Raw genomic sequence first — 26185 nt, 5'->3', positions numbered from 1 at the left:
AAGATTTTAAGCAACCAGTCGTGTACTGGTTGCTTTATTTTAGTGAGTAGCTAATAAATTAACTTGTTCAACCTGAACATCGCTCATCAAATTACCTTCTGCAAGCAATTGATTAAAATAACTTTCGACCACTAATGCTTGTTCAGCAGTAGTTTCAACTTTATACATATTTTGACGGAACTCGTTACTCGAACGTAAGCCTTTGGTATACCAAGCAATATGCTTACGAGCAATACGACATCCTGAATATTCACCATAAAATTGATATAACTCAGACAAATGTCCTAAAAGTACATCTTTGACTTCTTCAATATTTGGAGCAGCCAAATGCTCACCAGTTTTTAAATAATGAGCAATTTCACGGAAAATCCATGGACGACCTTGTGCGGCCCGTCCAATCATAATTGCATCGGCACCAGTATAGTCCAGTACATATTTTGCTTTCTCAGGACTATCAATGTCACCATTGGCAATTACTGGAATATTGATTAACTCTTTAACATGTTTAATTAATTCATAACGTGCTGTATTTAAATACATGTCTTCACGAGTACGGCCATGCAATGCTAACGCGGCAATCCCCGCCTCTTCAGCACGTTTAGCCACGCGTAAAATATTTTCTTCGCCATTTAAAAATCCCAAACGGGTTTTTAAAGTCACCGGAACATCAACAGCTTCAACAACAGCATCTAGTATTCGAGCTACCAAGTCCTCATCTTGCAATAATGCTGAACCTGCTAATTTATTGCATACTTTTTTTGCAGGACATCCCATATTGATATCAACAATTTGTGCCCCATTTGCAACTTGATAACGAGCAGCCTCAGCTAACTGTTCTGGGTCAGAACCCGCGATTTGCGCAGAGATAGGAGCCAATTCTCCATCAAAATTCGCACGATAAAGACTTTTTTTAGTCATTCGCAAAGTTTTGTCGGCAGTCATCATTTCACTCACTGCATGACCCGCACCAAAATACTTGCACAGTGTTCTAAATGGACGGTCAGTTACACCAGCCATAGGAGCAACAATTAAATTATTTGACAGTTGATAGGGACCAATATACATATATATTCATACAATTCATGATCAACATAGTATACTTCATCCGCTTGATCAGCTCATCTTTTTTGCAGGTGCTTTCCTCGCCATGAACAAACCGTTGTCTTCCCGTTTTTTATTAAAATCATTCGGTGTAGTCACCGTATGCATGAGTTTAGCTGCTTGTGGAGATAAAGCCTGGTGGTCAAAAAATGATGAGCCCGATTTAGAAAGCCAGCAAATTAAAAAGTTAATTCCATCGCGCGTGCATGATCGTGAGTCATGGGCCAAAGATATTGAAGATATTATGCAGGAATTAAAAATTCCTAAAACCAAGCAAAATGTCTGCAGTATTGTTGCAATTGTAGATCAGGAATCTAACTTTGTTGCCAATCCTGTGGTACCAGGCCTAGGCAAAAAAGCAGTTGATGAAGTCAGTACCCGTTTAAATGAAAAGTTTGAAGACAAACTTGGTGAGAAAGTTGGCGGTACTGTCGCAGGCTACTTCGAAGAAGTATTAAAAACCCAGCCTTCCCCTGACAACAACTATATGAGTCAGATGCGTAAAGTCAAAACTGAAAAAGATCTCGACTTACTTTATCGTCAAATTTTTGATTTTATGACTCAACATTATCATGTCAGTGCATTAACTGGTGCAGCTAAATTGGTCGGACAAGATATTGGCGAGAAAATGAACCCTATTACGACTTTGGGTTCAATGCAAGTTCACATTAATTATGCCAAAGCCCATAAGCGTTCTAGCATGAATATTGCAGACCTTAGAAATGATCTTTATACGCAATATGGCGGTCTATATTATGGTATTCACCGCTTGATGGTATATCCAGCAGACTATGATAAGGCGATTTACCGTTTTGCCGATTATAACTCAGGTATGTACTCTAGCCGTAATGCTGCTTTTCAAAGCATGCTCGATGCCCTTACTGATACTAAACTTACTTTAGATGGTGATTTATTACTTTACAATAAATCTGGTGATCCACTCGCAGTTCAGAGTCAGTCAGAAAAAGAGTTAATGAAATTATTTACTGCAAATAATGTTTTAATTACCCCAAGGCAACTTCGCGATGATCTGAAGTTAGAAAAAGAGAAAAAGTTTGAAAGTACAACAACTTATATTGCATTAACTAAACTTTATAAGGCTAAAACTGGCAAAGAACCGATCTATGCCATGATGCCTCAAGTGGTCATTTCTGGGCCTAAATTAAGTCGTGACTATAATACTAACTGGTATGCAACCCGCGTAAACGGACGATATGAATCATGTATGCAACGAGCGAAACGAATAAGATAATAAAAAACCTCGCCCTGTTCGATTTTGATGGAACCTTGTGCACTAAAGACAGTTTTACAGGGTTCATCTTTTATGCATTATCAAAGCGCCACATTGTGAAGCAAGGCTTGAAAATCCTGCCATGGATTCAAGCCTATTATCTTAATTTTTATCCCGCCCATGCGATGAGAGCTAAACTTTTTCGCAGTATGTTTAGCAATACTCCAGCCATTGAACTGCAAAGGTTAGGCGAAGAATATGCGCAAGAGCTTGTATCGACGCTTTCACCTGAAATCTTCGCACAGTTACAACAACATCAGTTACTTGGTGATCAAGTAGTCTTGGTTTCAGCTTCAATTGATATCTATCTTGCTCCACTTTGCAAATTACTTGATATCGAATTAATTTGTACCGAAACTCAAATTAAAAATGGCATGATGACGGGCTACTATTCAACACCAGATTGTAGTAATGAACAAAAGAAGTTAAGAATACATGAACAATATTCTTTGCAGGATTATTATCAAATTTATGCCTATGGGAATACTTCAGAAGATTTAGATATGCTGAGCCTTGCCACCCATCCTTTTATGGTTGGTGAAGATCGAATCTTGCCGTCATTAACACCACAAAAAAAGCTCGCATAAAGCGAGCTCTTTAATTGATCACAACTTAATAAATTGCCATATGGTCACGATGGATCATTTCAAGCGAACGGGCTTCTCCAAGTACTTGGTAAACCTTATCTGAAGAAAGGCCTTTAATAATTTCAGCTGAACGAGAACTAAAGTTTACTCGTCCAACCGCAATACGTTTGCCTTGTTTATCCACACATTCAACCACATCACCACGATCAAAGTGACCTTCAACAGTTTTGACCCCAACAGGGAGTAAACTACGGTGTTTCAATTTAATCGCTTCAACCGCACCATCATCAATCACCAAACGACCTGCTGTTTGCAAATGCGCAGCAAGCCACTGTTGATGTGCTGTCATACGGTCTTTATCAGTCGTGAATAACGTACCTAACATTTCGCCAGCCATTACTCGTGACAATACATTGTCACTTTCACCACTAGCAATCAGTGTTGGACAACCTGACTTGGCAGCTAGACGTGCGGCACGAACTTTAGTGACCATGCCACCTCGTCCAAGAAGCCCACCACCGCCAGCCATTTCAAATAAGACATCGTCCATGGCACGCACAGTTGATAACAACTTTGCATCAGGGTTATGGCGTGGGTCTGAGTCAAACATGCCTTGCTGATCTGTTAAAATGATCAGTAAATCAGCATGTACTTGACCAGCAACCATTGCTGCTAAGGTATCGTTATCACCAAAACGGATCTCGTCAGTAGAGACTGTGTCGTTTTCATTGATAACCGGAATAACACGCCAGTCAATCAAGTTCTGCAACGCATCGCATGAGTTCAAATAACGACGGCGATCTGCCAAATCATCATGTGTTAGTAACACTTGCGCTGTTCGAATACTATGATTTTCAAGCACGCTAGACCACGTATGAATTAGGCCCATTTGCCCAATTGCGGCACATGCTTGTAAACTGGGTAGATCGGTGGGTCGACTCGCAAGCTTCATACGAACCATACCTTCTGCTACAGCTCCTGAAGACACTAAAATAATTTCGTGTCCAGCATTGTGTAAATCTGCAATCTGTTTCGCCCAATGCGAAATAGCTTCCAGATCTAGCCCCTGCCCATTTGCTGTGAGTAAAGATGATCCGATTTTAACAACGATTCGTTTACACTCACTGAGCTTACGTTGCCCATCGACCACTTCTATCATGTTTTCCTCGATTTTTTAGTCACGAACGTAGATGCTTTCTACATCATTGTCGTCTTCATCATCGTCAAAATCATCATCATCGTCCATCATGCTTTCAAGACGTTGTGCTCGACGCATTGCACGATATGCTTCTTTTGCCGCAATGGTTTGTTCACGTGTTTCAACTTCTAGTTGTTCACGGAAAGCTCTTACTTCTGCTGCGTACTCAGGATCTTCAACTTCGCGTTCACGTTGCTGTTCAATCTGATCCATCAGGTAGTACACCACTTCCTTTGTACCTTCACTTAATAAGCCCGATGTTTTAAAGACAGGTCCAGTCCACTCTAATTCATCTAGAATGTGCTGACACCACTCTTCACGGCTTTCCTCAGCAATTTGATCCAGTTTATTGAGCACTAAAACAACTGGTAGTTTCGCCAAAGTAGGTGAGAACTTAACCAACTCATTCATAATTGCTTTTGCATTATGAGCTGGATCTGAACCATCAATTGGTTGTACATCAATAATATGTAAAAGAATACGAGTACGCGCCAAATGTTTAAGGAAACGAATTCCTAGACCTGCACCTTCTGCCGCACCTTCAATAAGGCCCGGAATATCGGCCATTACAAATGAACGATGACGGTCAGCATCTACAACACCCAAGTTTGGAACCATGGTTGTAAATGGATAGTCTGCCACTTTTGGCTTTGCAGCACTTACAGCACGAATGAAAGTAGATTTACCAGCATTTGGCATACCTAATAAGCCAACATCTGCCAATACTTTCAACTCAAGACGAATTTCACGAAATTCACCTTTAGTACCCGTAGTACATTTACGTGGAGCACGGTTAGTTGATGATTTAAAGTGAGTATTACCTAAACCACCTTCACCACCACCTGCAACCAGAATTCTTTGGCCGTCTTCAACCAAGTCACCAATAATATCGCCAGAATCTGTATCAACAATTGTTGTACCTACAGGTACTTTTAAAACCACATCTTCACCACCACGTCCGGTACAGTTAGCACCTGCACCGTTTTTACCACGCTCAGCGCGGAATTTACGGGTGTAACGGTAATCGACTAAGGTACTTGTATCATCATCAGCTTGAATATAGATACTTCCACCACGTCCGCCATCACCACCATCTGGGCCACCAAATGGTACAAATTTTTCACGGCGAAAACTGGCTACGCCATTGCCACCGTCGCCAGCCTCTACGGTAATGACTGCTTCATCAACAAAGCGCATTTGCCAATCCTCTAAAAACTCTAAAACCGCCTATTCTGCCATATTTTCATAAAATTCTCGAATAGAAAATCGAGAGAATTCAACTTTCCTAGGTCTTATTCTATATCTTTTGATATTGATAAAAGTTTAAAGCAGATCAGAGTCGCTTTTTATGCGTTAATCCCTTATGGATGAACATTGCGTAAAGGCAAATCCATCTTCATATCTAAATTCGCTTTTGTGTGCTGTACAGAGTTATACATAATGGCATTAAAGCTTGAGATATTGCCCATTTCCATTGCATCATTAATTTTCAAACTTGGATTAAACTGATGTTTAACTGGTAAATTTACCGACTCATCGAACTCAAAATAAACTGGACCATTAAAAGCAATTTTAACAGGAATGGTATAACTACGTTTTAACTGAAATGGAATATCAAGATTAATAGGAATATTTAATTTTAATGGAAATCTAGGTAATAACTTATTTTGGTAAATTAAATCGGTAGTTGTTTCCAAAGGCATAACCTGATCAACTTTCAGAGTTGTCGCATAATCGACACTTACTGTAATTGGCATCTCGACTTCAAACTCTAAATCAGCCAAATACCTTCCCTTTAATGGTACTGAAATCTGACGATCAATCTTAATTGAGGTATCAAGTTTACCTATAGACTGTACCTGTAAATTATTACCAACATGAATTTTTGTCTCTAATGACTCCGGTAAACGAATATCCGACTCATGTGCAGACACTACAACTGAAGCTTGTATATTTAAATAAAGCCAAAATAAAATTGCCGTGAGTACCATAATCAGAAAAAAACTGATCAGCATACTTTTTATTGAACCAAGCATCAGTCACCTTCCTACTTATTCTGGTTCTGATCAGGTACAGATGTAGCATTATCGACTTTAACCCGATTAAGACTCATACTTGATAAAGGTATTTTTAACTCACCATGCTCAATTTTAACTGGCAAAGTATTTTTCACATCTACTAAAGCATTTAAAGCAGTTTTTACAGGTACATTCAAACTACCTTGAATCGGAATATTGGTCTTTAATTGAGCATTTAGAGGAATATGAAGATCTTCTTTTAAAACTGTTTTAACTGGAGCATCAAACTTCAAATGAACTTTTTGATCGAGTGGTACTTGAATATCAATAGGTACATCAAGCTTTAATGGAATATTACCTTTTAATGGCAAAGTGATGTCCTTACCTAATACTCTGACTTGAACTTTAGTATCTATTGGGAGGCTTTGATCAACTTTTAACGTTTCTTTTACAGGAATAACTGTGCTGATTGGCACCATATTATCGAAATATACACGAGGAGTTAACGTCTGTGTTAAAGGTATCGTTAACTTTTCATTAATAGGAATATTCGCATTTACTCGGCCTTTTACATCGACATTTAAAGCATCTTTTACTTTGACCTGTACCTGTAATGGTTCTTGTAAATCAATCGCTACAGCTTGGTTTTTCAGCGGAATATAAATATTAAAATGCTTGAAAACCCAAATGGCGATGAGCACACCACATATATTCGCGATGATGATGAAAAAGAAGACTATCAATAATCTTTTAAACTGCTGCAATTCCAATCCCTTACTATTTCTTTTTGTTCCTTAAATCCTATTCTCATTGATTTCCAAAAAATAATCAGCATATATTTTGTACGGTTGTAAAAAAACCCAGTCTAAACTGGGTCTTTTTGTCACAATATTTTATCTAACGTTAAATAGAATTAAGCGTTAGTTTCTGCAGGAATTTTTGTATAGCTTACACCACACATTTGTTCAGCAATACGTAATACTTGGCAGCTATAACCTACTTCATTATCGTACCAAACATATGCAGTTAAGCGGTTACCAGAAGTAATCGTTGCTTGAGCATCATATACACCAGCAGTACGAGAACCGATAAAGTCACTCGATACAACTTCTGTAGAGTTGGTATAACCGATTTGACCTTGAAGTTTAGAGTTAATCGAAATTTGACGAATGTATTCGTTCACTTCTTCGCGATCAACTTCTTTATCAAGTGTTAAGTTTAAGATTGCAAGAGATACGTTTGGTGTTGGAACACGTACAGAGTTACCAGTTAACTTACCTTTTAATGCAGGTAATGCTTTAGCAACAGCTTTAGCAGCACCAGTTTCAGTAATAACCATGTTCAATGTAGCGGCACGACCACGACGATCAGCTTTGTGATAGTTATCAATTAAGTTCTGGTCATTTGTAAATGAGTGAACTGTTTCAACGTGACCATTAAGAACTTTATATTTGTCATCCAATACTTTAAGAATTGGAGTGATTGCATTTGTTGTACAACTTGCAGCAGAGATGATTTTGTCTTCATCTAAGATGTCAGTGTTATTCACACCAAATACAACGTTTTTCATTTCGCCTTTACTTGGTGCAGTTAATACTACACGTGCAACGCCTGGGCATTTCAAGTGTTGGCTTAAGCCTTCAGCATCACGCCATTTACCAGTGTTGTCGATTAAAAGCGCGTTTTCAATACCGTATTCAGTGTAATCAACTTCACTTGGGCTAGATGCATAGATGACTTTAATGAAGTTACCATTCGCAATGATTGCTTCGTTTTCTTCATCAACAGAGATTGTACCAGCGAAAGTACCGTGAATAGAGTCACGACGAAGTAAAGAAGCACGTTTCGCCAAGTCACCGTCAGAAGACTTACGAACAACAATCGCTTTAAGGCTTAAACCACGACCTAAACCTGATTGGCTAATGATTAAACGAGCTAAGATACGACCAATACGACCAAAACCGTAAAGAACTACGTCTTTTGGTTGTTCAGAAGTTGCACTACCTTTAATTGACTCAACTGCTTGAGCAACAAACGCGTCAACATCACCGCCTTTTTCTTTATATTCAACTGCAAGTTTACCGATATCAACTTCTGCAGAACCAATGTTTTCAACTTTTGCTAAAGCTTCTAAAATTGGGAATGTATTTACAACAGAAAGCTCAACATCTACAACACGTGTACGACGGTGAGTTTTCAAAATTTGAATAACAGAACGGTTAATTAAAGAGCGACCGTAAACAGATACGACAATATTTTTTTCACGGTATAATTGACCGATTAATGCAATCATACGTTCCGCGATTTCTTCACGGTTTTTCCAACGACCTTGGTGTTCAGCATGCAGGGCGATGATAGTGTCTTTGCTCACAGATACGTCCTCTAATTAATTATATCTAGGCGTGATTTTTAAAACCCCGTAATTGTAATGGAATTATTGGCAAGAATGAATCAAAAGCTGACGTTAGTAGCTAGATTTTCCTAAAATTCATCATAAATTCATAAAATACCTATAATTATTTTTTATTATCTTATTGTTTAAAGCAGCTAAATTTTTGCTTTTTCTTACTTTTTGGATTCTGATGCTCTAATGATGAGCATCATTTTTTAATCTTTTTTGATATTTTTCGATATTTAACTGCAAATTTTTGGCTTTTTGCTGCTGTTGATAAAGATGAAAAGCACCTTCTAAAACAAGTACAAAAACAGCACACCAGATTGGAATATAAGTAAACCACTCTTCTCGACCAATACTTTCACCTAAAACCAACGACGCCAAAGCAAGCAATACAGGTTCTAGATATCCGAGCAATCCAAATACCACTAAGGGTAAAAAACGACTCGCTAATATATAACTTCCTAAACCTATAGCACTAAGCACCCCTAGCCCCATAATGACCAAAGCAAGGGTTGGTTGATCGAGAAATTTAGCGTATGGCAATACACCTGTATGGGTCAGATAAATCGCTACGGGCATAATAATTACAAGATCCCACCAAAAACCACCTAAATTATCGGTTTTAATTTTCTTGCGTAATAAGAAATAAGCTGAATAACCAATGGCAACTAAAGCAGTTTCCCAAGCAATACTTCCTAAGCGAAAAATTTCATGGCCTACCCCAACTATGGCCAGAATAATAGCGACCCACTGAAATTTTGATATTTTTTCGCCATATAAGACACTACCAGCTAACACCAGTACAAGCGGTAGAAGGAAATATCCCAAGGACACTTGTAAACCACGCCCATGCATTGGCCCCCACAAAAAGAGCCATAGCTGTACCGAAGTCAACACAGAGGTTGTGATGAGCAATAAAAGAAAAGAGGGGTTTGCCAAAACACGCTGATAGATATTTTTAATATGGCTTAAGTCACCACTCCACCACATAAACATAGTTAAAAATGGCAAAGTTGCAATAATACGCCATCCAAAAGTCTGCTCGCTATCAAGTTGGCCGAGTAATTGGGTATAGAAATAAAGTACACCGAAAGTTAATGATGCCATGACAGAGAAAATCACGCCTTTTAACATCACCAACCTCTTTATACTTCAATAAAAATGAAGCGATACAATACTTGATTTATCCACTATACAAAAGAAAAAACCATGTGAAGACATGGTTTTTTCTTAAGCAAAATTTTTTACTCTTTGTGCTCAGAGTGAATAATATCTCGAATATCAAATCCTAATGTTTTTGCATAATTCAGATATTCATCAACTACCTCTTTTTTAGGGTGCGGCGTTCGAGATAATACCCAAAGATATTTACGAGAAGGCTCTCCAACTAAAACAGTCTGATAGTCTTCATCTAGTTTTAAAATCCAATAATCACCACGAATTACGGGTATCCATCTTACAGCCTCAGGTAAAAAACTAACCTTTAGTTTAGTGTTATATGGTGGATTCACTACAAATGCTTCACCAATAGATTGCTGTAATTGTTTTTGATTATCATAACAACGGTTATCTACAACAATATTCCCATTTTCATTTAAGGTATATGTTGCAGATACGTTGTAAGCACATTTTTTTTGAAAAAAAGCTGGTTTACGTGCGACTTCATACCACACACCTAAATAACGGTCTAATTCAACTTTATCGACAGTTGGTAACGTTTTTTGCTGGGCGTAGGCATATGTTCCAACGGCTAAGCCAGTCAGAACAATCCCGCCCAATGCAATTTTTGCCAAGCGCCAACTGGCTTGCGGAACATTTTTTCGAAATGCCATTGTTGCCCTCAACTTTTAGTTGTGAATACAAAAATAACTTAAATATCTACAGTAGCTTGTTTTTTAAACAAATCATGTAGTGTTATGTATCCATTTATTGCAACATTTGCGCTTTTAAACGAACAATCTCATCACGAATGCGAGCAGCTTGCTCGAATTGTAAGTCTTTAGATGCCCTTAACATTTCTTTCTCAAGCTTAGTAATATGCTTACTAAATAATTTAGGATCAGAAAGAATATGTCGATCGTCAGCACTCAGGGCTTTTGCCTGCTCTAATATCTTCTCATCAATTTGATCATCTGAAAGCACTTCACCTGAATCAATTTCTTTGATGACCTGACGAACAGCACTACGAGGTGTAATACCATGTAGCTCGTTGAACTCAATTTGTTTGGCTCTACGACGCTCGGTTTCATCAATTGCTTTTTGCATAGAATCGGTAATTCTATCTGCATATAAAATTGCTTTACCTTTCACATTTCGGGCAGCTCGACCAATGGTCTGAATAAGTGAACGTTCTGAACGTAAGAAGCCCTCTTTATCTGCATCTAAAATGGCAACTAAAGAAACCTCTGGCATATCCAAGCCTTCACGAAGCAAGTTAATACCGACTAAAACGTCGAATACACCTGTACGTAACTCATGAATAATTTTGACACGCTCAACCGTATCGATATCTGAGTGCAAATAAGCAACCTTAACGCCATATTCTTTTAAGTAAGACGTTAAATCTTCCGCCATACGTTTAGTTAAAGTCGTCACCAATACACGTTCATTTAAATTCTTACGAATATTAATTTCAGAAAGCACATCATCGACTTGAGTAAGTACTGGGCGCACTTCAATTTCTGGATCAATTAAACCTGTTGGTCGAACAACTTGCTCAACCACTTGTTCTGACTTTTCCAATTCGTATTTAGCGGGCGTTGCGCTCACAAATATAGTGGTTGGTACAATACGTTCCCACTCTTCAAATTTCATTGGGCGGTTATCAAGTGCACTAGGTAAACGGAAACCATAATTCACTAAGTTTTCTTTACGTGAACGGTCACCTTTATACATTGCGCCAATCTGAGGAACCGTTACATGCGATTCATCGATAATAAGTAAGGCATCGTCTGGCACATAATCAAACAATGTCGGTGGTGCTTCACCTGCTGGACGGCCCGATAAATGACGAGAGTAGTTTTCAATACCATTGGTATAGCCTAACTGCTGCATCATTTCCAAATCATAACGAGTACGCTGCTCTATACGCTGAGCCTCAAGCAACTTGTCATGTTCTCGGAAGAACTTAAGCTGGTCTTGAAGTTCATCCTTAATGGTATCAATCGCACGTGTTAAGTTGTCTTTTGGTGTCACATAATGGCTTTTTGGATAAATCGTGACACGTGGTACTTTGCGTACCATTTTACCAGTGAGTGGGTCAAACCAACGAATTGAGTCTACTTCATCATCAAAAAGCTCAATACGAATTGCATGTTGGTCCGATTCAGCAGGGAAAATGTCAATAATTTCGCCACGAATTCGATAGGTACCACGTAAGAATTCAAGCTCATTACGCGTATATTGCATTTCAACCAAACGGCGAATAATTTCGTCTCGACTCACTCGGTCACCCTGCACCACATGCAATAACATTTGCATATAAGCATTTGGGTCACCCAAACCATAAATAGCAGATACAGAAGCAACAATAATTGCATCACGGCGTTCTAACAAAGCACGTGTTGCCGATAAACGCATCTGGTCAATATGGTCATTAATTGCTGCGTCTTTTTCAATAAACGTATCTGAAGACGGAACATAAGCTTCTGGTTGATAGTAGTCGTAATAACTTACAAAGTATTCAACTGCATTATTTGGGAAAAAGGCTTTAAATTCACCATAAAGCTGCGCTGCTAAGGTCTTATTGTGCGCCATCACAATAGTTGGCCGTTGTGTTTGGGCAATGACATTTGCCATGGTATAGGTCTTACCGGAACCAGTCACACCCAACAGTAACTGATTACGAAAACCTTTTTCGACGCCATTTACCAGCTTTTCAATTGCCTGTGGCTGATCACCCGCTGGCTGATAATGAGTGACCAAATCGAAAGGTTGATTTTCGTTCACAGTTCTCTCTCTTTTATAAATATGCGTAATTTGCTATTAATGGAGTCAATAAGCCAAATTTACAATCATTTTTCTGTACTTTAATCAGATTTTTGATTACATATAAGTGAATATCTTCAAATTTTATATTTATTAGGCAGTTGGTTCGGTGCCTATGCTATTAGTCTGAAGTTAAAGGTTTCTTTTAGGCACAAATTAGCATTAGCGATTAGTTTATGTACGATTGCTATATTGACCTATTTTTCATATATACAGCCCCAAATATGGGTACGATTAATTATTTTAAATATTTCTTTGGGTTTAGTAGGTTTTATTACAATTCCATATGTACTAAAAAAATTACCGTCCTCTAAATCATTTGATAAATGGATCTTAATTTTTTATTTGATCAGTGTTTCATATTCTTTTTTTCGAGCTGGAATTAACTTCATATTTTTAGAGCCTATAGATCAAAGTCAATTTACCTTAACCTCATCAGTATGGTGGCTGCTATGTATGTCAGCCAACATCCTCTTAAATATTTTATTTGCTCTAGTCATTAGTGGGTGCGCCGTCAAAGATGTTATTCATCATCTCAATAATGAACGTTTTCAAGATCCGCTTACTCATTTATTAAATCGTCGTAGTTTTTTTGAAAAAAATAAAGTTATAGATTTTGGTAATAGTTTTTATTTTTTAATATACTTCGACCTTGATCATTTCAAAACAATTAATGATACATGGGGTCATTATACAGGTGATCTAATTTTAAAAGGCGTTAGTGAAATAATATTAAATAATAAAAAGGCTAATGACTTAGTAGCACGCTTTGGAGGTGAAGAATTTATTTGCTTGATCTCGGCTAAAAATGAAAGAGATGCTTTACACCAGACACAACGGCTTAAAGCTTTGATAGAACAAACTGTATTTACGAATAATAAAATTAGAATTACAGCAAGTTATGGACTCACCTCTATAAAAAACTTACAGGACATTGAACAGGCTTTGCATCGTGCTGATCATCTGCTCTATAGAGCTAAAGCAAATGGTAGAAATCAAATTTCATCTGATTTTGTTATTTAAGTAAGACCTTTACTTTATGACTCTATAAAAACATATCAGTTTCTTATAAGCCTTTCTTTATAAAATGAATTGATAACTTTCATCTTCATTGAGTACAGTCTTATAAAAAATTATAAAAGAAAAATGCAAACAGGTATTGACCCTTCCCGCAATCAACTGCAACATGAGCTTATACTCTATTTAATGATAAGAATATGTCATACCAATACCATGATGAAAGCATTGTAACGGAACTTCCTGAAGATACAGTTTTCGTATTTGGAAGCAATCTTGCCGGGCAACACGGTAGTGGAGCTGCCCGAGTTGCTAGTCAGCACTTTGGTGCAGTTGAAGGTGTAGGTCGTGGCTGGGCTGGACAAAGCTTTGCAATTCCAACTCTAAATGAACATATTCAACAAATGCCGCTCTCCCAAATCGAGCATTATGTTGAAGACTTTAAAATTTATGCAAAAAATCATCCTAAAATGAAGTACTTTGTGACTGCTTTAGGATGTGGAATCGCAGGTTATAAAGTTTCTGAAATTGCTCCGCTTTTTAAGGGCATATATCACAATGTAATTTTCCCTGAATCATTTAAACCATATGTCGAAGAAAATGCTGTTTCACAGTTCCCGACACTTACTCAAAAAATGGTTCAAAGTTTCATTAATGATGAAGTCATCTTTTACTTTAATCATGGTAGCGAGTCTTTTGAAGAAGCTTTAGATAAAACAGATTTATCGAATGCTGAAAAAGCAGTAGCACTTATCGTACTTAATGAAGAATTGTATCCTCGTGACCGTTATGGCAGAGGCCGTGATCATGAATTAAGTGATATTTTGGGTAAGCTCAATGGTAAGATTTTCAATATTCATGGTAATTCAGAAGGCGCGATGATTTTCGTAAGTGTTATTGTTGCACTTATGGAACTATATGATTTCGATGAGCAAGACTTTATTAAATTATGGCGTGGTGAAAAATACATTGAACACCCAATTAACCGCTAATTTATTTTGTCATTTTATGAGTTAAGCAGATAACCTCTGCTTTCTCATTATGTTATTTCACTTACATTAAATATTCTTTATTTTAATTATTCTAATAGATTTAATCTGTTTATCTTTCCAAATCTTAATTTTTCTCACTATACTTTGAGACAAACTGAATACTTAAAGAAACATATGGAAACTTTAGATTCTTCAATTTTTGACCTAACCCCAATTCCAATGTGGATTGAGGATTTCAGTGAAGTTAAACAGTTATTTGACTTATGGAAAAGCCAAGGGATTGAAAACCTATATGATTTTCTAAGCCAAAATAAAAATCTAATTATTGAATGTGCTCATAAAATTAAAGTGATCAAAGTCAATCAAAAAGCTTTAGAACTTTTTGAAGCAAAAAACCAAGAAGAATTGTGCGCGAACTTAGATCTTATTTTTAAAAAAGAGATGTTTGAAGCCCATATTCACGAACTCGAAGCGTTATGGAATGGCAAAACCCACTTCTCAAGTACTACTATAAATTACACGCTCTCTGGTAAACCTATTGATGTACAACTACGGGGGGCAATTTTACCAGGCTCTGAAGCCACCTTTAGCCGTATTTTAATTACGACTGAAGATATTACTCCTTACAAAAACGCACTCCGTCAAGAAGAGAAAAATAGACGTTTAGCAGAGTCAATGTTTATTTACTCACCCACTTCTCTTTGGGTCGAAGATTTTAGTCGTATTAAAAACAGAATTGATCAGCTTAGATTATTAGGTATAGAAGATTTTAGAACTTTTTTAGATGTACATCCTGAATTTGTTCGTCAATGTATCGAAGATATTTTGATTTTAGATGTTAATCAGTCGACCCTCGATTTATTTAAAGCACCCGATAAAAACACTTTGCTAAAAAATACCCATAAAATTTTTGCCGATGAGATGGTGGAAACCTTTAGAGAACAACTGATTGAGCTATGGCAAGGAAATATTCACCACAAGCGTGAAGCAATTAATTATGCATTAGATGGACAAATTAGAAATGTCCTACTGCAATTTACTGTATTCCCAGGCTATGAAGAGACATGGGGACTGGTACAGGTTGCACTCACAGATATTACAGCTCGAAAGAAAGCTGAAAATTATCTCGAATATTTAGGGCAACATGATGTACTGACTAAACTCTATAACCGCGCATTCTTTACAGAAGAACTTAATCGTTTAAATCGTAGTATTATCCGCCCTGTTTCATCAATTTTTTTAGATATGAATGGTTTAAAAGAAACCAATGATCAACTGGGTCATGATATTGGCGATGGGTTGTTACGCCGTGTAGGTAATATTCTAAATCAGGCAATCACACATACTGCTTATACCGCTTCTCGAATTGGTGGAGATGAGTTCGTTGTTTTAATGCCCGGAGCAGACGAAGCGAATGTTTTAATGATGCTTCAAACGATTCAGGAACTTTTCAATATAGACAATCAATATTACTCAAGTCACCCAATTAGTATTGCTATTGGGCATGCAACAACAAAAGACAATGAACATGTAGAGGATATGCTAAAACGCGCAGATCACCATATGTATCAAAAGAAAAAAATTTATTATCAAGAAGTACTACAACAATAAAAAAACAGGCATATTGCCTGTTTTTTTAAATTAACGCTTACCCATAGAACGACGGGTACCACGAGGAGGCATCCAAGTTCTATCTGCATATTGCTCTGGCTTCGGACGCACTTGGTTGTGTACAGCATCACCAGCTTGATTGCTTTCATTCGGCATTGGGAATGGCAATTTCACCAAAGCCTTTTTCTGTTTTGGCTGTTGCTCAGTCATAATTCAGTCTCGATATTTCGATTGCGATTTATTATAAAGGATTTTTCTCATTTCTTTCGAAAAAAGCTTCAATTGAATAAAACCGCAACAAGAACGTTCCTAAATTAAACTTTTTTACATCTAAAAATACCTGCATCCGCAAATTACTTAATTTTTGCGATAAGATAGTATGCTTTTTATTTTTTAATCCCATAAGAGGAATATTGCCGTGGACGTACGTCTTTCTGATCGTGTCAATGCCATCAAACCGTCCCCTACACTTGCTGTAACCAACAAAGCTGCTGAACTTAAAGCTGCTGGCAAGAACGTGATTGGTTTAGGTGCTGGCGAACCAGACTTTGATACCCCGCAACACATCAAAGATGCTGCAATTGAAGCGATTAATAATGGTTTCACCAAATATACGGCTGTAGATGGTACTCCTGGATTAAAAAAAGCAATTATTGCTAAATTTAAGCGTGATAATAATCTTGATTATCAAGCAAACCAGATTTTGGTGTCATGTGGTGGTAAGCAAAGCTTCTTTAACTTGGCGCTTGCTCTATTAAACAAAGGCGATGAAGTGATCATCCCTGCACCGTTCTGGGTAAGCTATCCAGATATGGTGATTATTGCTGAAGGTACACCAGTTATTGTGAAATGTGGTGAAGAGCAACGCTTCAAAATCACTCCTGAACAATTAGAAGCTGCTATTACACCAAATACTCGTTTAGTGGTACTAAACAGCCCATCTAACCCAACAGGTATGATTTATAGCAAAGCTGAATTAGAAGCTTTAGCTGAAGTTTTACGTCGTCATCCACAAGTATTTGTTGCTTCTGATGACATGTATGAACCAATTCGTTGGGAAGATGAGTTCTATAACATTGCAACTGTTGCTCCAGATTTATATGACCGCACAATTGTTTTAAATGGTGTTTCTAAGGCATATGCAATGACTGGTTGGCGTATTGGCTATGCAGCCGGCCCAGCAAAAATCATTGGTGCAATGAAAAAAATCCAGTCTCAATCAACTTCTAACCCAACTTCAATTTCACAAGTTGCTGCTGAAGCTGCATTGAATGGCCCACAAGATGTTTTAGAACCAATGATTGAAGCGTTTAAACGCCGTCATGACTTAGTTGTAAACGGCTTAAATGACATCAAAGGTATCTCTTGCTTACCTGCTGATGGTGCATTCTATGCCTATGCAAACATTCGCCCTCTTATTCGTGCAAAAGGCTTAAAGTCTTGCACAGAATTCTCTGAATGGTTACTTGAAGAAACTGGCGTAGCAGTTGTTCCTGGTGATGCATTTGGTTTAGGCGGCTTCATGCGTATTTCATATGCAACAGCTGATGAAGTACTTGTTGATGCGTTAGCACGTATCAAAAAAGCTGCTGAATCGATTGAAGGTGTTGACGCTGCGATCGCTTCAATTGAAGCAGAAAAGGCTGCTAAATAATTTGTAAAATTAAAAAAGGCCTCAAAATTGAGGCCTTTTTTATAATTAAAATTATTCTGGGTTAAACAAGGCAACTACCTCAGCCTCAGTTAATTTTTTTGTTTGATTTTGGAAAGTATAAAAATCGGGTTTTGAATCAATAAAAATTTCCATATCTAAATTCAAGTCTTCTATTGGATCATTTAAAGAAAATACATTGATATTACAGTAGTTTTGATCTTTCGTTCTCCAAAAAATTGTTGTTCCACAAGTATTACAAAAGCCTCTTTCGCCCCATTCAGAAGAGTTAAATACGCTAAGATGCTTTTGCTGAATAAACTTTAAACTACCTTTGACCACATCAACTGTCATAATGACACCACTAGTTTGTCTACGACACATCGAACAATGGCAAGCATGTACATCATGATTTTTTAATTCAACTTCAAAAGTTGTTTCACCGCATAGACACTGACCGTTCATTATTATTTTCCGCAAGAAGTTTATATTTTTAGGGTTATAAAATATTCTGCTCAACTAAATTTTACAAGTTTATAAACTATAAAATAGCCATATTTCTTGTACTTGCTAACTTGACAATATGCATTTTAACGCCTAATTTAGCATCAAGTTCTATTTTAGAACTTTAATTACTGAAGGACTCAAAAAATGAAAAATCCTATGGAAATGACAGGCCTCGAATTTTTACAAGCCATGATTGAAGGTCACATTCCACCTGCCAGTATTAGCAAAACTATACCTATGCAACCTACTGAAATCTCTGAAGGATCTGTAACCTTTAAAGCACAAGCAGATCTCAACCATTTAAACCCATTAGGTGGTGTACATGGTGGCTTTGCTGCAACAGTCCTAGACTCGGTAACAGGCTGTGCTGTTCATACGATGTTACCCGCAGGTGTGGGTTATGGCACCATCGACCTTAATGTAAAAATGTGCCGCCCTATTCCCCAAAATCAGGCTTTAATTGCCACAGGAAAAGTTATTAATTTAAGTAAAAACTTGGGTATTTCCGAAGGAAAAATTATTGATGAAGAAGGTAAACTGTATGCTTATGCGACAGCAACCTGCATGATTATTCGCCCATAAAGAATAGAGGCAGCTTTAAACGGCTGCCTTTTTTATGACGTAAGGAATAATTGGACGTTCACAAGTTTGAGCAATCACATATGGCGCCCAAATATTTTTAAGTTGAAGCTCGACAACTTCACGATGCTGAGTAGACCAAGCCAGAACTTTATTTTTACCTAACAATAATTCGCCATCGAGCTGGAAAATATAAAGAGGTTGCGATTGATCTAGCAATTTGGAACACTTTAAGACTTTAAATGAAGTACGCACATTCCACTTTGAACTAAACCAGAGTTGTAGCAAATCACCTAAGTACAATCTCTGCTTTTTAAATGGAAAAGCATCAATCCACGCATCTTCTACACATGTGTAATAGGATTCAGGTTGATTTAATATATTAAGATAATTACGTTGATAAAAATCAAAATTAGAAAAAATAGAGGCAATAGTAAGTGTTTTCATACTTATCTCCGATTTAGCCATTTTAGTGCTGGCAAGTTGGTTTAAATCCACACTGTTTGGATTTCTCCAAACGCTTGTTCTTTTTTGAATCTAGCAATTCAGTTTTTAAAGTGCAAGTAATTTATGAGTTTGCCACCCAACCTGGTCAAATAAAAAGCATACAACACAAAAATGAAGGAAACATGACGATTTTCACTTGACCCTTGTCAAAATCTCCTTATAATCGCATGCAGATTCTCCCATAGCTCAGTCGGTAGAGCGACGGACTGTTAATCCGCAGGTCCCTGGTTCGAGCCCAGGTGGGAGAGCCAAATACTAAAAAGCCCGCAGCATTAAAGCGGGCTTTTTTTTGCCATAAATTTATCAATAACTACAAAAAATCCCCTATCTATTGATAGAGGATTTAATTTTTTCTTAGAGCATGTGTTAGGTTTAACGATACAACTTAACTCTAAACAACATATTTTCTTGTTAAATCATTCTTCTACTTCAACCACTTTTAAAGGATTAAAAGACTGCGTTGTTGGCATCATTTCTATACGGTTAATATTAATATGTGGTGGTTGAGTTGCAATCCAAGCTACCGTATTTGCAATGTCTTCAGGCAAAATTGGGTTTTTCTTATCATAGAGACTACTCACTTTATCTTGATCCCCTTTAAAACGTACAAGTGAAAATTCAGTCCCCCCACACAGCCCTGGTTCAACGTTAGTCACGCGCACACCTGTACCAGCCAAATCCGCACGAAGATTTAGACTAAACTGCTCTACAAAAGCCTTTGTTGCACCGTAAACATTACCACCCGGATATGGGTATGTACCTGCAATTGAACCCATATTAATAATTAAGCCAGATTTCTTGTTTACCATACTTGGTAAAATTAATCGGGTAACTGTCACAAGGCCTTTAACATTGGTATCAATCATCGTGTACCAATCATCTAATTCCGCTTTATCTGCCGACTCTAAACCCAATGCCAAACCTGCATTATTTACAAGCAAGTCAATTTGATCAATTTGAAATTCATTGGGTAACTCTTTAAATATCTTATTTATATTTTCTGCTGTATCCGTCATATCAAATACTAATGGATAGAATTTTTCACCCAGTTGTTGTTTTAGTTCTTCTAGTTTTTCTGCCCGTCTTCCGCATCCAATAACGTTATAGCCTAACTCGATCAGCTTTTTTGAAATACTATAACCAAAACCTGCCGATGCGCCTGTAACTAATGCTAACATTCTTATATCCTTGGAAATAATCAACTATTTTAGTTGAACTCATGATGAACATATCAGCCTTTATATTTACACAATATTTATTATTAGGCTAAAAAAATAAAAGTTTTTTTAAAAATTTTAAGAGAAATTAAAATCTATAAAAAATATATTTATTAAATAATTATATGCATTAAATAACTAAAAGCAGAGTTATTTGATCCCACTAGATAAATTATACCCAATAAAAAAAGTTTACCTTGGAAGGTAAACTTTTTTAACAAAAGCCGTCAAAAACTACGCAGGAACACCACTGTGAAAACGGAAAGTATCATCTGGTGTTAATATCAGATTTTTTTCAACCTCACGAATATGTTCAATACGCTGCTGAATATCCTCTTTAGGATTTTTCATTTTTGCTGTTTTGGCCACATCGAGTGCGAGAGCTAAATAGTCTTCGAAATGACGTGATTCTGATTTAAGCAGATAACGATAATAGCGTCCTAACTCATCATCTACACGTGGAGCCAGTGCATGAAAGCGTTCGCATGAACGCGCTTCAACAAAAGCACCTACCACAAGTACGTCAATTAAAGCTTCAGGTTCATAGGTACGAATCTCTTTACGGAGACCACCAGCATAACGTCCAGCACTTAAACCAGTCCACTCTTGACCACGCTTAGCCATAAGCTCAAGCACTTGTTCGTAGTGAAGCATTTCTTCTCGTACAAGCTGAGCAAGTTTTACTTGTAAGTCAGGAAAGAAGCTATAGCGGAACATTAAGTTCATTGCTGTACTAGCAGCTTTCTTTTCACAATTAGCATGATCTTGCATCAAGATATCTAAATTATTGATTGCCTCATCCAACCATTCATTTGGGGTTTGACACCCCAAGAAGTCTAATACAGGCTGCATTAACTCATCATAATTGATACTCGACATTACTAATTATCCTGCTGCCTGAATTGCTGTTTTCATATCTTTAACAGCCTGTACCAGACCTACAAAAACACTCTCAGCAATAATTGAGTGACCAATATTTAACTCATGAATTTGTGGAATCGCTGCAATTGGAGCAATATTTTTTAGATTGAGGCCATGACCCGCATTTACAACTAAACCTTTTGCTGCCGCGTATTCGACACCTTTTACGATACGTGCTAGTTCTTCTTGTTGGTCTTGCTCTGTTTCCGCATCTGCATATGCACCTGTATGTAACTCAATCGTAGGTGCTCCACATGCAATTGCCGCATCAATTTGAGCAAAATCTGCATCAATAAATAAAGATACATCACAACCCAATGCAGCTAAAGCTTGAGTTGCAGCCTTAACTTTTTCAAAATTAGCTACGACATCCAAACCACCTTCCGTTGTCACTTCTTGGCGTTTTTCAGGAACGAAGCACACATGCTGTGGCTGAATTTCTTTTGCAAACTCGACCATTTCATCAGTAACAGCCAACTCTAGATTCATACGCGTTTTTAACAATGGACGCATACGACGCACGTCATCATCTTGAATATGGCGACGGTCTTCACGCAAATGCAAAGTAATACCCTCTGCGCCAGCTTGTTCACAAATGAGAGCAGCTTCTACAGGATCTGGGTAAGTAGTACCGCGCGCCTGTCTTAAAGTAGCAACATGGTCTATGTTTACACCAAGCAATGCAGCCATAAATAAATCCTAATTACGATTGAGTTTGAGTGTTTTGAATCCACAATTGTCGACTTTTTAGGGGACGATCTCCTAAAAGCGATGTAATCATTTGACGGTATAGTTTACCTAATAATTGCAATTGTTCGTGAGAAAAATCCTGACCTTGCTCATAGTCCAACATAGATAAAATTGCTTTTCCAGACAGAGATGAACGGCCTGCCTGAACGACTGGAGCAAAGCCTTCAGTCACTTGAAATTGATAAAATTGATGCGGCAAAATTTCTTTTTGGGAGCTATCAACTGAAAAATCAATAGCGTAACCTAACTCAGGAAGCAAGGCATGTTCAAACTGTCTTAATATCTGTCTAAGAAAGAGATCTGGGTTTTCGTGCGAAGACAATTCTTGTAGTTGAAGTAGTGTTAATTGATATTGTTCAAATGTTTGCGGCATTGCCTCTTCTAAAGGGCAAAGTCTTAAAATAATTTCATTTAAATAAAAACCAGCGAAAAAAGCATCACCAAAAAAGAAAACTGGCTGATTTAGTATTTCCAGCTTCGTAAAATTTTTCAGTTCACTTTTACCCGTAGCTTGTAAGCGGATAGGCTGATATTGAGGGGGTGGAGTCTGTCTTAAAATACCATCGACTCGCCCATACTCTTGAGTGAAGAGATGCACAATATGGCTTTTTTCACGATATTTACGATGATGAATCATATATCCATGCAGGATTTCATTGCGCATCATAAAAAGAAACTATTCCTTAGATTCTTTTTCTTTCTTATCGTCGTCGTCACCATCAGGAATTACAGCTCCTACAACAGCAGCTGTACCCTTCACTACACCTTTAGTTGTTTTATAAGCAATACCTACTGGTACGGTTACAAGCTTGTATACACAACCTTGCAACATCAATGCACATCCAACAATAGCTAATATTGATGTAATTGCTTTCATACCAGTATTCCCTGCTTCTTAGATATCACTATATCCTAAACTTTTTAAAGCACGCTCATCATCAGACCAACCGCCTTTAACCTTAACCCATAAGGTAAGCATGATCTTTTGTTCGAACATTTTTTCCATATCTTTACGGGCATCCATACCAATCGTTTTAAGCTTGGCACCTTTCTCACCAATTACGATTGCTTTTTGACCAGCACGATCCACAAAAATAGTTGCATCGATATAAGTACAAGCTGGTTTTAATCGTCCCGTTTTCTCATTAACAGTTTCTTCTTCCGTTTTGAAAGATTCAATTTGTACTGTTAAATCATATGGAAGCTCTTCGCCCAACTGACGCATGATTTTTTCACGGATGATCTCACTTGCTAAGAAGCGCTCAGAACGGTCCGTAATTTGATCAAATGAATACAGTGGTGGCTGATAAGGAAGATATTTTTCAATCGTTTCACTTAAATGTTCCAAGTTAGCTCCACGTAGAGCAGAAACAGGAACAATCTCAGCAAAATTCATAAGCTTAGTACGCTCTTGAATTAGAGGAAGAATCTCTCTTTTATCTTCAAAAGTATCAGCTTTGTTAATCACCAAAATAACTGGCATTTCAGCATTCTTGAGTTTCTCAAGCACTAAATCGTCATTTTGAGTCCACTTATAGGCATCGATAACAAATAAAACTAAGTTAACGTCACGTAGTGCAGAATGCGCAGCACGGTTCATCATTTTATTGATGGCACGTACTTCTTTCTTATGCATCCCCGGTGTATCAACATAGACCGCTTGCATTTTTTCACGTGAATCAATACCAATAATTTTATGGCGTGTCGTTTGAGGTTTACGCGAAGTAATAGAAAGCTTTTGACCCAATAAATGGTTCATGAGGGTAGATTTACCCACATTTGGACGTCCCACAATCGCCACAAATCCGCTCTTAAAATCCGAAGGAATTGTAACGCCTTTGGAACTAAAAAATTGATCAATCAGATTGTTTGGATCTTGGTTTTCATTTGAATCTGGATTGATTTGATCAGAATGCATCGACATGCAGGTTATTGCTCCAATAACTTTAAAATTTCCGCCGCTGCTGCCTGCTCGGCAAAACGACGACTTGACCCCTCACCATAAATCTTTGGTAAACCATCTACCAAACATTCGACTTTAAAGTGCTGATGAGGCGCATCACCCTGAATATCTACAACCTCGTAAACAGGGAGATGTTTTTTACGTGCTTGTAGATACTCTTGTAAACGTGATTTTGGATCCTTGAGTTGATCTGTTGGCTCAATATGATCTAAATAAGGTACATACCATTTTAACACAATATCGTTAAGTAGGTTCAGGTCACTACAATCAAGATATATTGCGCCAATAATCGCTTCTACAGTATCTGCCAATATTGACTCACGATGATGACCACCAGATTTCAATTCGCCCGTGCTTAATATTAAACACCGACTAAGTTGCAAATCGGTTGCAATTTTACCTAAAGCTTCTTGGCGAACCAGAGTCGCACGCATACGCGTTAAACGCCCCTCATTTTCATGCGGGTAGGCATGATATAAATAATTGGCGATGATCATCCCCAATAGCGAATCGCCTAAAAACTCCAAACGTTCATAGTTATACCTATGACTCACCGAACGATGAGTCAAAGCTAACTGTAGCAATTCGGGCTGCTTAAATTGATAACCGATCCGACTGAGTAAGCGAGGATCACTTAGTTTGAACTGATGTTTTGTCAAAACTCTTCTCAAATGTTAAAACTAAATCAATATTTAGTAAGAATGGTTTTCTTACTTCATATTTCTTTTTGACAATTAGACCCGATTGGTTAAACACTTCTGCAATCTCCTTAAAATGGAGGTCACGAATATTGTTCATTTCAAGTCGTTGATCCATTTGTGTCATAAACTTTTGGGGTGTGGTATCAGCTGAGCTTTGTTGCATAAGCTCAGTAATCTGATTATTAATCACACGATCATCCCAATATGCTGGCCAAACTGCAAGTACGGCTTTCGCCGCAACTGCAAATATGACCACCCCAAATAAAATTGCTAAATACGAAGTACCCTGTTGTGCCTTACGCATTTTTGTTTTCCTAATGGTTGTTTTTAATCTATTTTTCCATTTCGGCTAAAGCTTGGCAGGTGGAAACCAGGTTCTTTATGCATCCAGACATAGAAAGCTCGGCCTGTTAAGTTTTCTTCAGGAACAAAGCCCCAGAAACGACTGTCAGCACTTTGATCACGGTTGTCCCCCATTGCAAAGTAATGTCCTTTTGGAACTGTCACTTCCCAATATAAACCGTCTTGGTTCGAATATTTGCCATTATCAACATAGTTGATAAAAGGTGCCTGACGCGCAACGTTTACGCCTTCAAGCTCACGCATTGTAAATGTATGATCACCAATCGTTTCTTTATGATAAATCGACGTAGGTGTATCTAAAGCATCTTTTTCACGACTAAACTGAGTTGCTACTTTAGGAATTTTTTGACCATTAATAATCAATTGCCCATGATCATAAACAATATGATCACCCGGTAAACCAATTACACGTTTAATGTAGCTAATAGTCGGCTGAGGTGGATAACGGAATACAATGACATCACCACGTTTAGGCTCACCAACATCAATCACTTTTTTATTGACGATAGGTAAACGAACACCATAGTCAAACTTGTTAACCAAAATAAAATCGCCAGTCTCTAAAGTTGGAACCATAGAGTCTGATGGAATGTTAAATGGTTCATAAAGGAATGAACGTAATACAAGCACAACGGCTAAAACTGGCCAAAAGTCATAGGCCCATGTAATAACAAAATTTTCGTTCTCTCGCCCTTTATTCGCACGCTGTTTAAAAACGAGCTTATCTAGCAACCACACTGCAAATAAAATCAGCGTAACTGGAACAAGAATTAAATTAAAATCAAAATCCACATGACCTCACTCGCAGCCTAGCTGCTTGCTTTAT

28 protein-coding genes, 1 tRNA gene and 1 pseudogene are annotated in these 26185 nt (G+C 37.6%); 8 read left to right on the top strand and 22 right to left on the bottom strand.

Annotated features, from left to right (window positions below):
* Window positions 1–39: 39 nt before the first annotated feature.
* On the bottom strand, window positions 40–1065 hold the full coding sequence (dusB, locus tag F985_RS08555; RefSeq protein ID WP_004700016.1) for a tRNA dihydrouridine synthase DusB: 1026 nt from the start codon (window positions 1063–1065) through the stop codon (window positions 40–42).
* Window positions 1066–1147: 82 nt separating this feature from the next.
* Here dusB and F985_RS08550 point away from each other — a divergent pair, with 82 nt between their 5' ends.
* Together F985_RS08550 and F985_RS08545 are read left to right on the top strand one after the other, a co-directional pair.
* Window positions 1148–2353, top strand: a complete 1206-nt coding sequence (locus F985_RS08550) for a DUF1615 domain-containing protein (RefSeq protein WP_004700015.1) — start codon at window positions 1148–1150, stop codon at window positions 2351–2353.
* On the top strand, window positions 2323–2979 hold the full coding sequence (locus tag F985_RS08545; RefSeq protein WP_004700012.1) for an HAD-IB family hydrolase: 657 nt from the start codon (window positions 2323–2325) through the stop codon (window positions 2977–2979). The genes F985_RS08550 and F985_RS08545 overlap by 31 nt, the downstream gene beginning before the upstream one ends.
* A gap of 25 nt (window positions 2980–3004) precedes the next feature.
* On the opposite strand, the gene proB is transcribed toward F985_RS08545, so the two are convergent.
* From proB to uvrB, 8 genes are all read right to left on the bottom strand, one after another.
* On the bottom strand, window positions 3005–4138 hold the full coding sequence (gene proB / locus F985_RS08540) for a glutamate 5-kinase (RefSeq protein WP_004700011.1): 1134 nt from the start codon (window positions 4136–4138) through the stop codon (window positions 3005–3007).
* 15 nt (window positions 4139–4153) lie between these two features.
* Window positions 4154–5374, bottom strand: a complete 1221-nt coding sequence (gene cgtA / locus F985_RS08535; protein ID WP_002052725.1) for an Obg family GTPase CgtA — start codon at window positions 5372–5374, stop codon at window positions 4154–4156.
* A 164-nt stretch (window positions 5375–5538) separates the two neighbouring features.
* A complete protein-coding gene (locus F985_RS08530; RefSeq protein WP_004700009.1) occupies window positions 5539–6213 on the bottom strand; it encodes a hypothetical protein in 675 nt (224 codons plus the stop codon).
* Window positions 6214–6224: 11 nt separating this feature from the next.
* Window positions 6225–6959, bottom strand: coding sequence for a hypothetical protein (locus F985_RS08525; protein WP_004700006.1), 735 nt, complete (start codon window positions 6957–6959; stop codon window positions 6225–6227).
* Window positions 6960–7108: 149 nt separating this feature from the next.
* A complete protein-coding gene (locus F985_RS08520) occupies window positions 7109–8566 on the bottom strand; it encodes a glyceraldehyde-3-phosphate dehydrogenase (RefSeq protein ID WP_004700004.1) in 1458 nt (485 codons plus the stop codon).
* Window positions 8567–8782: 216 nt separating this feature from the next.
* Window positions 8783–9730, bottom strand: coding sequence for an EamA family transporter RarD (rarD, locus tag F985_RS08515; protein ID WP_077165498.1), 948 nt, complete (start codon window positions 9728–9730; stop codon window positions 8783–8785).
* Window positions 9731–9837: 107 nt separating this feature from the next.
* Window positions 9838–10425, bottom strand: a complete 588-nt coding sequence (locus tag F985_RS08510; RefSeq protein WP_004700000.1) for a lipocalin family protein — start codon at window positions 10423–10425, stop codon at window positions 9838–9840.
* A gap of 94 nt (window positions 10426–10519) precedes the next feature.
* Complete coding sequence (uvrB, locus tag F985_RS08505; protein ID WP_004699998.1) at window positions 10520–12541, bottom strand: excinuclease ABC subunit UvrB; 2022 nt, start codon at window positions 12539–12541, stop codon at window positions 10520–10522.
* Between the two features lie 495 nt (window positions 12542–13036).
* On the opposite strand from uvrB, the gene F985_RS26095 reads away from it, so the two are divergent.
* The 3 genes from F985_RS26095 to F985_RS08490 all read left to right on the top strand — a co-directional run bounded on the left by F985_RS26095 (window position 13037) and on the right by F985_RS08490 (window position 16200).
* The gene (locus tag F985_RS26095) at window positions 13037–13603 is read left to right on the top strand and encodes a GGDEF domain-containing protein (protein ID WP_228128567.1); all 567 of its coding nucleotides are present in this window, start codon (window positions 13037–13039) and stop codon (window positions 13601–13603) included.
* 194 nt (window positions 13604–13797) lie between these two features.
* On the top strand, window positions 13798–14589 hold the full coding sequence (locus F985_RS08495) for an A1S_2505 family phage non-structural protein (RefSeq protein ID WP_004699994.1): 792 nt from the start codon (window positions 13798–13800) through the stop codon (window positions 14587–14589).
* 174 nt (window positions 14590–14763) lie between these two features.
* Complete coding sequence (locus F985_RS08490) at window positions 14764–16200, top strand: sensor domain-containing diguanylate cyclase (RefSeq protein ID WP_004699991.1); 1437 nt, start codon at window positions 14764–14766, stop codon at window positions 16198–16200.
* Between the two features lie 30 nt (window positions 16201–16230).
* On the opposite strand, the gene F985_RS08485 is transcribed toward F985_RS08490, so the two are convergent.
* Window positions 16231–16410, bottom strand: a complete 180-nt coding sequence (locus tag F985_RS08485; RefSeq protein WP_000139632.1) for a hypothetical protein — start codon at window positions 16408–16410, stop codon at window positions 16231–16233.
* Between the two features lie 208 nt (window positions 16411–16618).
* Here F985_RS08485 and F985_RS08480 point away from each other — a divergent pair, with 208 nt between their 5' ends.
* On the top strand, window positions 16619–17854 hold the full coding sequence (locus F985_RS08480) for a pyridoxal phosphate-dependent aminotransferase (RefSeq protein ID WP_004699990.1): 1236 nt from the start codon (window positions 16619–16621) through the stop codon (window positions 17852–17854).
* Between the two features lie 51 nt (window positions 17855–17905).
* Here F985_RS08480 and F985_RS08475 read toward each other — a convergent pair whose 3' ends face one another.
* Window positions 17906–18316 (bottom strand): GFA family protein, encoded by a 411-nt coding sequence (locus F985_RS08475; RefSeq protein ID WP_004699987.1) that lies wholly within the window; start codon window positions 18314–18316, stop codon window positions 17906–17908.
* A gap of 186 nt (window positions 18317–18502) precedes the next feature.
* Here F985_RS08475 and F985_RS08470 point away from each other — a divergent pair, with 186 nt between their 5' ends.
* The gene (locus tag F985_RS08470; RefSeq protein ID WP_004699986.1) at window positions 18503–18940 is read left to right on the top strand and encodes a PaaI family thioesterase; all 438 of its coding nucleotides are present in this window, start codon (window positions 18503–18505) and stop codon (window positions 18938–18940) included.
* A gap of 15 nt (window positions 18941–18955) precedes the next feature.
* Here F985_RS08470 and F985_RS08465 read toward each other — a convergent pair whose 3' ends face one another.
* Together F985_RS08465 and F985_RS26090 are read right to left on the bottom strand one after the other, a co-directional pair.
* The gene (locus F985_RS08465; RefSeq protein WP_004699984.1) at window positions 18956–19384 is read right to left on the bottom strand and encodes a hypothetical protein; all 429 of its coding nucleotides are present in this window, start codon (window positions 19382–19384) and stop codon (window positions 18956–18958) included.
* 101 nt (window positions 19385–19485) lie between these two features.
* Window positions 19486–19570: pseudogene (locus F985_RS26090) on the bottom strand (hypothetical protein); the annotation flags it as partial.
* Between the two features lie 49 nt (window positions 19571–19619).
* Between F985_RS26090 and F985_RS08460 the strand changes: the two are divergent.
* Window positions 19620–19695 (top strand) — tRNA-Asn (locus F985_RS08460).
* A gap of 165 nt (window positions 19696–19860) precedes the next feature.
* On the opposite strand, the gene F985_RS08455 is transcribed toward F985_RS08460, so the two are convergent.
* The 9 genes from F985_RS08455 to lepB all read right to left on the bottom strand — a co-directional run bounded on the left by F985_RS08455 (window position 19861) and on the right by lepB (window position 26151).
* Complete coding sequence (locus F985_RS08455) at window positions 19861–20622, bottom strand: SDR family NAD(P)-dependent oxidoreductase (protein ID WP_004699982.1); 762 nt, start codon at window positions 20620–20622, stop codon at window positions 19861–19863.
* 273 nt (window positions 20623–20895) lie between these two features.
* Window positions 20896–21540, bottom strand: coding sequence for a MiaE family protein (gene miaE / locus F985_RS08450; RefSeq protein WP_004699979.1), 645 nt, complete (start codon window positions 21538–21540; stop codon window positions 20896–20898).
* 6 nt (window positions 21541–21546) lie between these two features.
* The gene (pdxJ, locus tag F985_RS08445; RefSeq protein ID WP_004699978.1) at window positions 21547–22272 is read right to left on the bottom strand and encodes a pyridoxine 5'-phosphate synthase; all 726 of its coding nucleotides are present in this window, start codon (window positions 22270–22272) and stop codon (window positions 21547–21549) included.
* A 13-nt stretch (window positions 22273–22285) separates the two neighbouring features.
* The gene (gene recO / locus F985_RS08440; protein WP_004699975.1) at window positions 22286–22999 is read right to left on the bottom strand and encodes a DNA repair protein RecO; all 714 of its coding nucleotides are present in this window, start codon (window positions 22997–22999) and stop codon (window positions 22286–22288) included.
* Window positions 23000–23008: 9 nt separating this feature from the next.
* A complete protein-coding gene (locus F985_RS08435; protein ID WP_004699972.1) occupies window positions 23009–23209 on the bottom strand; it encodes an NF038104 family lipoprotein in 201 nt (66 codons plus the stop codon).
* A gap of 18 nt (window positions 23210–23227) precedes the next feature.
* Window positions 23228–24250 (bottom strand): GTPase Era, encoded by a 1023-nt coding sequence (gene era / locus F985_RS08430; RefSeq protein ID WP_077163210.1) that lies wholly within the window; start codon window positions 24248–24250, stop codon window positions 23228–23230.
* Window positions 24251–24261: 11 nt separating this feature from the next.
* Window positions 24262–24954, bottom strand: coding sequence for a ribonuclease III (gene rnc, locus F985_RS08425; protein WP_004699968.1), 693 nt, complete (start codon window positions 24952–24954; stop codon window positions 24262–24264).
* Window positions 24926–25300, bottom strand: coding sequence for a DUF4845 domain-containing protein (locus tag F985_RS08420; protein ID WP_004699967.1), 375 nt, complete (start codon window positions 25298–25300; stop codon window positions 24926–24928). The genes rnc and F985_RS08420 overlap by 29 nt, the downstream gene beginning before the upstream one ends.
* Window positions 25301–25323: 23 nt before the next feature.
* Window positions 25324–26151 (bottom strand): signal peptidase I, encoded by an 828-nt coding sequence (lepB, locus tag F985_RS08415; RefSeq protein WP_004699965.1) that lies wholly within the window; start codon window positions 26149–26151, stop codon window positions 25324–25326.
* Between the last annotated feature and the right edge of the window lie 34 nt (window positions 26152–26185).

It is taken from the genome of Acinetobacter seifertii, assembly GCF_000368065.1.
GTDB lineage: Bacteria > Pseudomonadota > Gammaproteobacteria > Pseudomonadales > Moraxellaceae > Acinetobacter > Acinetobacter seifertii.
The sequence above is the reverse complement of the archived record's forward strand: the minus strand, read 5'-3'. Positions and strand labels throughout refer to the sequence as shown.